This is a genomic window from Chlorogloeopsis sp. ULAP02 (assembly GCF_038404745.2).
In the GTDB taxonomy this organism is placed as follows: Bacteria; Cyanobacteriota; Cyanobacteriia; order Cyanobacteriales; family Nostocaceae; genus Chlorogloeopsis.
The window spans coordinates 1-2,898 of sequence record NZ_JAYKTT020000025.1; the positions used below are offsets into that span (position 1 = coordinate 1).

Here is a 2,898-nt window from a genome sequence, read left to right on the forward strand (position 1 = left end):
ATTTTTTGAGTAACCCTATCAGACATACCTTGTCTTAGTGGTCTTAGTGGAAGAACAGTACTGTATGGGAATGTCATTCTGGGGAATGGAGGATACTGTGGTTATGCGAGAGTATGGTGGGAGTAGGCGCAACCATACTATACCCATCGACAGTACTCTTGTACTAAGGATATTTGCACTATGTAGGAGGCTAGCTTGGGGCTAGTGTGGGATAGTTGGAGATGACATTTTCTCAGTATAGGTTTAAGGTATAGATGAATTCTTTTTATTACTGATAATTTTTCCTTTATCGGTAAGGACATCGTACTTTGTAACTCAATCTTTTAATTAATGGTTTGGAGTTTGGATAATTTGGATGGGTGAGAAAGAATTTGCGGTGATCCCGCAGATTAAAAGGAGTGTAAACACACTTACGGGTAAGATGTTTGAGTACTTGGCATCTAGCCCAATTGAGATGGGGTTAGTGGAGACGGTGGTACATACCCTCAAGGCATTTTGGTTGCCCCTAGCGATGCATTCAGTTGGGGTGAGAGGTGAAGAGTTAAGAAAAGTTGCTATCTGGGCAATTGGGGTATTGGAGAGTCAGATATTATTGATTAAGCGCACTTGTGGCTTAGAGGAGATATCGCAGTTGGTACTAGTTACCCCAATAGTCGGTCAATCTTTTGCTGGGGTTGTACCTCCTACTTCCACACAGACACAACAGCAACCAAATGATAGTATTAATGCTTCTTCTTCTGTTATTGCACCTACCCAAGAAGATGAGTTAGGTGAAGATAACTTTTTCGATGTGGATGAGGATGACCCGATAGCTAAAGCAGAGATAGTAGCGGATGCTGGATTTTACGTTGATTGAAAAAATTAAACCCCACTTGGGAGTGGAGTTCGTATGAGGAGAGATTATTCTTTTGGCGGCGTCACCTCAATAATGTGGAAGCGAATTGTCCCCTCGTCTGAATACCAACTGATGGTAGTTTTCTGACTTCCAGAGATAGGACTACTAGTAATTTCAAATGCACCTTCTGGTTGATGAATGCCGTTAGAGACTGCGCCAGGGATAACTTGTCGAAAAGCTGGACTGTCGGGACAACAACCCTCAAGTATATTGTAACGAATACGCCACTCGATTGAGTTGAGAACGGATGCGACCAAGTTATCAGTTGCGCCATCAAAGAATATTGCCATAGGGATTTCTCCTACGATTAAGTTGTTATCACAGGAGTTATGCGAGAGCAACTGTATAAACATAGACAGTAAGAGATTATTAGTTTGAGTAGTGCTGCTGGTTAGTTTCTACAAATTACAATGTTTAGCGATCGCGTGTTGGATTTTGTTGATAAATTCGTCATGCTTTATTTATTCAGAGGGCGGTAAGCTAACGAGGATTGTGTTTGGCTGTACGTTTTAACATGAGGATTTCTCCTATCAATAAGAAAGTTCGTGTTCCGCTGTCTTCGACTGTTATAGATGTAGAGAGAATTGAGTTATAAAAATAAAAATCCTCTAATTAGAGGGCTTGGTAGCAAGAATTATTTGTACAGCTTCCCAATTTGTTTTTTAATATTAGATGATTTGAAATAGATGCGAAACGAGCCATCAGAGTAGTATTTGATATCGCGTTCGCCGAAAGAGATATCATCTTGACTCAGCCAAGTTTTTATAAAGTCTTGGTTTTCTGCTACAAATATAGCAGGGAAATAGACTCTACCAGTTTTTGCACCTGTTACTTGATGGATAAGAATTTGGGCCTGTGGTAGTGTAAGTACGACAGCCATAGTGTGAATTATTCCGTGGATTTTTCACCCCCTTCTTCGCGTTATGCGGCTGTAAAGGTAGTGTGGGTGAAAGAAAAATCCCTTTAAGAAAGAGGGACTTCTTGATTAATACAAATTACCTTTTTCATCAAACATGAAGTTTGAATTTACCTTTGTTGCTATTGTTATATTAATTAGCTTTGTATTTTTTACTTGCTGATTTGTCGTCTAACAAACTCGCTATATCTTGTGAGCTAATTTTGAGCTTATTTCTAGGGCAGTTTGGATATTTTAGTTTAATTAATTCTGGAGGACTAATTTCAATTACGCGTCTAGATAGCTCTTGAATTATTTGATTAGTTGTACATTCTCTTAATTTAACTAGCCCATCTGCAACGCTCTCTTTTTTCGTGTTATCCCATACAATAATTATTTTTCCATCAAGTGCTTTGATAACATTTTCCACTGTTTTAATTTTAGATTTTTCAGGCATTTCAAACAATTTGCCTATGGCAGAATGATATCTTGAGGCTGGACTGTTTTCTTCTCCAAGAACTTTTATATATTCTTTGGCTAATTTATACAGTGTCCATCCTAAATTCTCTAGGCGAGTTTCCAGTAATTCTTTCCAATTAGTATTATTAATTTCGTGCCACATGATAACTTATTCTTCGCTTGCTTCATGTAATTGAAGTAGCTGCTATTGTGGTGATTTATCCTAATGTAAACTTTTAATTTAATTAGTGGTTATTGAAATTTTTGTGAACCAACCTGCTCTGATGTACGTATAGGTTAAATTGGTTGTTACCACACTCATTTATAAAAAATAACAAATATGGCTAAAACTAGTGATAAATCTCAACCTAAGAAGATAGTTTTAACTTTGGATATGGGTGGTAGCAAGACTAAGGCGATCGCTCAGGAGTATCCAGAAGGAAAGCCGCAAGTTTTGCTGATGGATTCGGAAATGGCTGATGTAAGCAAAGCTTCAGTTGAGAGTATAGATGCAGAAGGGTTGCCCGAAAGCCGCGTTTGGGTAGGTGTGGGGGGAGAGTATTATGTGCTGGGAGAACTTGCCCGTCGTCGGTTTAAAGGTATATCTCAACTAAGAGAACTAAAGTATGAACTGGCTATACCCAAAGTA

The 2,898-nt window shown here is 38.6% G+C and carries 4 protein-coding genes and 1 pseudogene; 2 read left to right on the forward strand and 3 right to left on the reverse strand.

The window, feature by feature from the left end:
• Positions 1-355: 355 nt before the first annotated feature.
• Positions 356-856: a hypothetical protein gene (locus U2718_RS12985; RefSeq protein ID WP_016879192.1), complete on the forward strand. Its 501-nt coding sequence runs from the start codon at positions 356-358 to the stop codon at positions 854-856.
• A gap of 44 nt (positions 857-900) precedes the next feature.
• Here U2718_RS12985 and U2718_RS12990 read toward each other — a convergent pair whose 3' ends face one another.
• The 3 genes from U2718_RS12990 to U2718_RS13000 form a co-directional block, all read right to left on the reverse strand.
• The gene (locus U2718_RS12990; RefSeq protein WP_342002856.1) at positions 901-1,185 is read right to left on the reverse strand and encodes a hypothetical protein; all 285 of its coding nucleotides are present in this window, start codon (positions 1,183-1,185) and stop codon (positions 901-903) included.
• Between the two features lie 344 nt (positions 1,186-1,529).
• Entirely contained in the window at positions 1,530-1,775 is a 246-nt protein-coding gene (locus tag U2718_RS12995) for a hypothetical protein (RefSeq protein WP_342002855.1), read from the reverse strand.
• A 169-nt stretch (positions 1,776-1,944) separates the two neighbouring features.
• The gene (locus U2718_RS13000; RefSeq protein ID WP_342002854.1) at positions 1,945-2,412 is read right to left on the reverse strand and encodes a hypothetical protein; all 468 of its coding nucleotides are present in this window, start codon (positions 2,410-2,412) and stop codon (positions 1,945-1,947) included.
• A 177-nt stretch (positions 2,413-2,589) separates the two neighbouring features.
• Here U2718_RS13000 and U2718_RS13005 point away from each other — a divergent pair.
• Positions 2,590-2,898, forward strand: a pseudogene (locus U2718_RS13005) (hypothetical protein); the annotation flags it as partial.